2 protein-coding genes are annotated in these 7,477 nt (G+C 66.3%); both read left to right on the plus strand.

All coding sequences use genetic code 11. From position 1 onward, the window contains the following. Positions 1-6,185: YadA-like family protein (locus tag G3O06_RS45480; RefSeq protein WP_205819992.1), on the plus strand; the 6,185-nt coding region annotated here is incomplete at its 5' end. A 124-nt stretch (positions 6,186-6,309) separates the two neighbouring features. Then, complete coding sequence (locus G3O06_RS45485) at positions 6,310-6,978, plus strand: OmpA family protein (protein ID WP_205819991.1); 669 nt, start codon at positions 6,310-6,312, stop codon at positions 6,976-6,978. Positions 6,979-7,477: the final 499 nt, after the last annotated feature.

Consider the following 7,477-nt stretch of genomic DNA (forward strand, 5'->3'; position numbering starts at 1 on the left):
CCACGTCGACCGGCCTGTCGTCGGCGAATAGCTCGATCACGTCGCTGTCCACGTCGACCTCGACCGGTATCAACTCGCTGTCCACCGGTATCAGCTCGGCCAACAGTTCGGTCACCTCGCTCTCGACGTCCACGTCGACGGGTCTGTCGTCGGCCAACAGCTCGATCACCTCGCTGTCCACGTCGACCTCGACCGGCATCAACTCGCTGTCCACCGGTATCAGCTCGGCCAACAGCTCGGTCCTGTCGCTGTCCACGTCGACGTCGACGGGTCTCTCGACGGCCACGAGCTCGATCGGTTCGCTGTCCACTGGCCTGAGCACGGTCGCGGTCAAGACGGACAACCTCGGCACCAGCACGGCATCGGCGCTCGGCGGCGGTTCCACGTACGACCCGACGACCGGGACGGTCTCCGCGCCGGCATACACGACCTACAACGCGAACGGCACGACGTCGACCGCCAACAGCGTCGGCTCGGCGATCGACAACATCAACAGCAAGGGCATCAAGTACTTCCACGCGAACTCGACCGGCGCCGACAGCACCGCGACCGGTGCCGACGCCGTTGCCATCGGCACCGGGGCAGTCGCCGGCACCGACAATTCCGTGGCGCTCGGCGCCAATTCGCAGACCGGCCCGGCCGTTGGCACGAGCAGCGCGACCGTCAACGGTGTCACGTTCGGCGGATTTGCGGGTGCCTCGCCGGACGGCACCGTTAGCGTCGGCAGCGCCGGCAAGGAACGACAAGTCACCAACGTCGCCGCCGGCCAGGTGACGTCGACCAGTACCGACGCGGTCAACGGCAGCCAGCTCTATTCGGTCGCCCAACAGGTTGGTACCGCGACCAGCGCCATTTCGTCGCTGTCGACTTCGACGTCGACGGGCCTCTCGTCGGCCAACAGCTCGATCTCGTCGCTGTCCACTTCGACTTCGACTGGCCTGTCCTCGGCCGACAGCTCGATCTCGTCGCTGTCGACTTCGACCTCGACCGGCCTGTCGTCGGCCAACAGCTCGATCTCGTCGCTGTCGACCTCCACGTCGACGGGTCTGTCGTCGGCTGACAGCTCGATCACTTCGCTGTCGACCTCCACGTCGACGGGCCTGTCATCGGCTAACAGCTCGATCACGTCGCTGTCGACTTCGACGTCGACGGGTCTGTCTTCGGCTGACAGCTCGATCACGTCGTTGTCGACCTCCACGTCGACGGGCCTCTCGTCGGCCAACAGCTCGATCTCGTCGCTGTCCACGTCGACCTCGACCGGCCTGTCGTCGGCCAACAGCTCGATCACTTCGCTGTCGACTTCGACGTCGACGGGCCTCTCGTCGGCTAACAGCTCGATCTCGTCGTTGTCGACTTCCACGTCGACGGGTCTGTCCTCGGCTGACAGCTCGATCACCTCGCTGTCGACCTCCACGTCGACGGGCCTCTCGTCGGCTAACAGCTCGATCACCTCGCTGTCGACCTCCACGTCGACGGGCCTCTCGTCGGCTAACAGCTCGATCACGTCGCTGTCCACGTCGACCTCGACCGGCCTGTCGTCGGCTAACAGCTCGATCACGTCGTTGTCCACGTCGACCTCGACCGGCCTGTCGTCGGCTGACAGCTCGATCACGTCGTTGTCCACGTCGACCTCGACCGGCCTGTCGTCGGCTAACAGCTCGATCACGTCGTTGTCCACGTCGACCTCGACCGGCCTGTCGTCGGCTGACAGCTCGATCACGTCGTTGTCCACGTCGACCTCGACCGGCCTGTCGTCGGCTAACAGCTCGATCACCTCGCTGTCCACGTCGACCTCGACCGGTCTGTCGTCGGCTAACAGCTCGATCACCTCGCTGTCGACGTCCACGTCGACGGGGCTTTCGTCGGCTGACAGCTCGATCACGTCGTTGTCCACTTCGACCTCGACCGGCCTGTCGTCGGCTAACAGCTCGATCACCTCGCTGTCGACTTCCACGTCGACCGGTCTGTCCTCGGCTGACAGCTCGATCACCTCGCTGTCCACGTCGACCTCGACTGGCCTGTCCTCGGCTGACAGCTCGATCACGTCGCTGTCGACCTCCACGTCGACGGGTCTGTCCTCGGCTAACAGCTCGATCACCTCGCTGTCGACCTCGACCTCGACCGGTCTGTCGTCGGCTGACAGCTCGATCACGTCGCTGTCGACTTCCACGTCGACCGGCCTCTCCTCGGCCAACAGCTCGATCACGTCGCTGTCGACGTCGACCTCGACCGGCCTGTCCTCGGCGAACAGCTCGATCACGTCGTTGTCCACCTCGACCTCGACCGGCCTGTCGTCGGCTGACAGCTCGATCACCTCGCTCTCGACTTCGACCTCGACCGGCCTGTCCTCGGCTAACAGCTCGATCACGTCGTTGTCGACCTCGACCTCGACCGGCCTGTCCACGGCGAACAGCTCGATCGATTCGCTGTCGACCTCGACCTCGACCGGTCTGTCGTCGGCTGACAGCTCGATCACCTCGCTGTCGACTTCGACGTCGACGGGGCTTTCGTCGGCCAACAGCTCGATCACCTCGCTGTCCACGTCGACTTCGACCGGCCTCTCCTCGGCCAACAGCTCGATCACGTCGTTGTCCACTTCGACCTCGACGGGCCTGTCCACGGCGAACAGCTCGATCGATTCGCTGTCGACCTCGACCTCGACCGGTCTGTCGTCGGCTGACAGCTCGATCACCTCGCTGTCGACTTCGACCTCGACGGGGCTTTCGTCGGCTAACAGTTCGATCACGTCGCTGTCGACTTCCACGTCGACCGGCCTCTCCTCGGCCAACAGCTCGATCACGTCGCTGTCGACGTCGACCTCGACCGGCCTGTCCTCGGCTAACAGCTCGATCACGTCGTTGTCCACCTCGACCTCGACCGGCCTGTCCTCGGCTGACAGCTCGATCACCTCGCTCTCGACTTCGACGTCGACGGGGCTTTCGTCGGCCAACAGCTCGATCACGTCGCTGTCGACTTCGACCTCGACCGGCCTGTCCTCGGCTAACAGCTCGATCACGTCGTTGTCCACCTCGACCTCGACCGGCCTGTCCACGGCGAACAGCTCGATCGATTCGCTGTCGACCTCGACCTCGACGGGTCTGTCGTCGGCTGACAGCTCGATCACCTCGCTGTCAACTTCGACGTCGACGGGGCTTTCGTCGGCCAACAGCTCGATCACCTCGCTGTCGACCTCGACCTCGACGGGTCTGTCGTCGGCCAACAGCTCGATCACGTCGCTCTCGACTTCGACGTCGACCGGCCTGTCGTCGGCTAACAGCTCGATCACCTCGCTGTCGACTTCGACCTCGACGGGTCTGTCGTCGGCTAACAGCTCGATCGATTCGCTGTCGACGTCGACCTCGACCGGTCTGTCGTCGGCTGACAGCTCGATCACCTCGCTGTCGACTTCGACCTCGACGGGTCTGTCGTCGGCCAACAGCTCGATCACGTCGCTCTCGACTTCGACGTCGACCGGCCTGTCCTCGGCTAACAGCTCGATCACGTCGTTGTCCACCTCGACCTCGACCGGCCTGTCCTCGGCTGACAGCTCGATCACCTCGCTCTCGACTTCGACGTCGACGGGGCTTTCGTCGGCCAACAGCTCGATCACGTCGCTGTCGACTTCGACCTCGACCGGCCTGTCCTCGGCTAACAGCTCGATCACGTCGTTGTCCACCTCGACCTCGACCGGCCTGTCCTCGGCTAACAGCTCGATCACCTCGCTGTCGACTTCGACCTCGACGGGCCTCTCGTCGGCTAATAGCTCGATCACGTCGCTGTCGACCTCGACCTCGACGGGCCTCTCGTCGGCCAACAGCTCGATCGATTCGCTGTCCACCTCGACCTCGACCGGCCTCTCGTCGGCTAACAGCTCGATCACGTCGCTGTCGACTTCGACCTCGACCGGCCTGTCCTCGGCGAATAGCTCGATCGATTCGCTGTCGACCTCGACGTCGACGGGTCTGTCCTCGGCTGACAGCTCGATCACCTCGCTGTCGACCTCGACCTCGACCGGTCTGTCGTCGGCCAACAGCTCGATCACCTCGCTGTCGACTTCGACCTCGACGGGTCTGTCGTCGGCCAACAGCTCGATCACTTCGCTGTCCACGTCAACCTCGACGGGCCTCTCGTCGGCGAACAGCTCGATCACGTCGCTGTCGACCTCGACCTCGACCGGCTTGTCGTCGGCTAACAGCTCGATCACGTCGCTGTCGACGTCGACCTCGACGGGCCTCTCGTCGGCCAACAGCTCGATCACCTCGCTGTCGACCTCGACCTCGACCGGCCTGTCCTCGGCGAACAGCTCGATCAGCTCGCTGTCGACCTCGACCTCGACCGGCCTGTCGTCGGCCAACAGCTCGATCACCTCGCTGTCCACGTCGACCTCGACCGGCATCAGCTCGCTGTCCACCGGCCTGAGCAGCACGGACAGCACGATCGTGTCGCTGTCCACGTCGACGTCGACCGGCATCGGCTCGCTGTCCACCGGCCTGAGCAGCACGAACAGCTCGGTGACGTCGCTGTCGACTTCGACCTCGACCGCGATCAACGCCGCGAAGACGCACTACTACAGCGTCAACGACAACGGCGTGCAGCAAGCCAACTACGACAACACGGGCGCAACAGGCACCAACGCCATCGCAGCCGGCGTGAACGCCAGCGCCGCAGGCGCCAGCAGCGTCGCGGTCGGCGACGGTTCGAACGCGCAGTCGGCAGGCGCGGTCGCCATCGGCCAGAACGCATCGGCAACGGGCGGCAAGGCCGTGTCGATCGGCTCCGGCAACACGGCAAGCGGCGACGGCGCGGTCGCGATCGGCGACCCGAGCATCGCAACGGGTACCGGCGCGGTAGCGATGGGCGCGAACGACACGGCGACCGGCAACGGCGCAGTGGCACTCGGCAACGCGAACACGGCCAACGGCGCGAGCGCACTCGCACTCGGCAGCTCGAACCAGGCCACCGCGGACAACACGATCGCGCTCGGCAACCAGGCCACGGCAAGCGCCACCGGCGCGCAAGCGTACGGCTCCGCTGCCAAGGCAACGGCCGCCGACGCGCTCGCCTTCGGCACGAACGCGCAGGCCAACGTCGCCAACTCGATCGCACTCGGCGCGAACTCGGTCACGAGTGCCGCGAACCCGACGTCGAGCGCAACGATCGGCGGCACCACGTACTTCTTCGCGGGCAGCTCGCCGGTTGGCGTGGTGAGCGTCGGCGCACCGGGCCAGGAACGCCAGATCACGAACGTCGCCGCCGGCCAGATCTCGGCCAGCAGCACGGACGCGATCAACGGCAGCCAGCTCAACGCGACGAACAATGCGATCAACACGCTGTCGACGTCCACCGCGTCGAACGTCGCGTCGCTGTCGACGGGCATCAACTCGCTGTCCACCGGCCTGAGCAGCACGAACAGCTCGGTGTCGTCGCTGTCCACGTCGACCTCGACCGCGATCAACTCGCTGTCGACGGGCCTGAGCACGACGAACAGCAACGTCAACTCGCTGTCGACGTCGACTTCGACCGGCATCGGCTCGCTGTCCACCGGCCTGAGCACGACGAACAGCAACGTGGCCTCGCTGTCGACCGGCGTGAACAACATCAACAACACGTTGAACTCGCTGTCGACGACGATCAACAACAACACGACGCGCGCCGCCAACAACAACGGCATCGCGGCCGACATGAACGGCAAGGGCACCGACGTCCCGACCGTCACCACGGGTTCGAACTCGGTGGCGATCGGCGCAGGCTCCAACGACGGCGGCCGCTCGAACGTGGTGTCGGTCGGCAACGACACGCAGCAGCGCCAGATCACGAACGTCGCGCCGGGTACGCAAGGCACCGACGCGGTGAACGTGAACCAGCTGACGCAGGTGCAGACGACGCTGTCGACGGCACTGTCGGGCCAGCAGGCGCAGATCAACTCGCTGGGTTCGCAACTGCAGCAGACCGACCAGATGGCGAAGCAGGGTATCGCGGCCGTCGGCGCGATGGCCTCGATCCCTCAGCTCGATCGCGACGCCAACTTCGGGATGGGTGTGGGTACGTCGACCTTCCTCGGCCAGAAGGCAATGGCGGTCAACATGCAGGCCCGCATCACGGAAAACCTGAAGGCGTCGATCAACGGCGGTTTCAGCGGCGGTCAGAAGGTGATCGGCGCCGGCATGCTGTACCAGTGGAAGTAACGCGTCGCGCCGCCAGGCCGCCCGGCTCGCCAGCCGGACGGCCCGCGGCGGCCCCGACGGCCAGACGAGCCCGCCGCGCCACCCGTGGCGGGCTTCAGTCAACCCAAGTATTGAGGATGTAACCGTGAACAAACTCGCTCTTGCGCTCGCGCTTTCCGCAACGGCCCTCGCCGCGTGCTCGACCGCATCCGGCCCGACCTTCAGCGCCTCCGAACTGCAGCCGCGCGACGGCGTGCGCACCTTCCAGGTGGACTGCCACGGCCTGCTGTCGGGCCCGGAGACCTGCATGAAGGCCGCCCGCAAGATTTGCGGCGAAGAGCCCGTGCGCGCCCTCGACTCGGCCCGCGCGCTGCGCGACAAATCCGATCCCGCGACGCTCGTATTCCAGTGCGGCGCCGCACCGGCCGAGACGGCTTCGGCCTCGGCCGCCGCGCCGGCCGCCGCCGTCGTCGAACAGGTGAACCTGTCGGGCGACGCGCTGTTCGCAACCGACCACGCGACGCTCGCCCCGACCGCGCGCGAATCGCTCGACCGGTTGCTGAGCGAGCGCGCCGACCACACGTACTCGCAGGTAAGCGTCACCGGCTTTACGGATTCGGTGGGCAGCGACGACTACAACCTGGCGCTGTCGAAGCGCCGCGCGGAATCCGTCGCGGCATACCTGAAGGCGCACGGCCTGAAGACGGACTCGCTGACGGTCTCGGGCCGCGGCAAGGCCGATCCGGTCGCGTCGAACGCGACGCCGGAAGGCCGCGCCAGCAACCGCCGCGTCGAAATCCGGCTGCAGCACTGAGCGGGCCGCCGCACGCGGCGCCCCGATCCGGCAGGCCGCCAGCGCCGCGCCGGACCCGCCCCCGACCTCCGCCGTGCAACCTGGGCGCCGCTTCGCCGGCGCCCTGCTCACATTGGCCGGCGGCTATGTCAAAGTTCGTCACGTCCCGCCAAAAACGGTGGTTTCCGTGCCACAATCGCCGCAGACAGTCGCCGGGGCAACCTGCCCGAATCGCGCGCCGTGCCAGGCGCGCCCGATGACATGCCGGAAACCGGCTGCCGCCCTCGCGAACCTGGTCGCCCGATTCGCCCGCCGCGGCGCACCGGCGCAAATGCAACCATGACAATCCACGGCGCGCCGCTTCCAGGCCAGACGCTCGACGCGATGCCCGGACGCACGACGCCGCAGAGGAAACCAACCGGTGACGGACATCAATGAAGCCGCCTCGGGCGGCACCCGCAAGCAACGGCCGGCCGTCGGCATCTCGCTGTTTGCGCGCGACGGCCAGGCGATCTGGGAA

It is taken from the genome of Burkholderia sp. Ac-20345 (assembly GCF_017104825.1).
Taxonomy (GTDB): Bacteria; Pseudomonadota; Gammaproteobacteria; order Burkholderiales; family Burkholderiaceae; genus Burkholderia; species Burkholderia lata_B.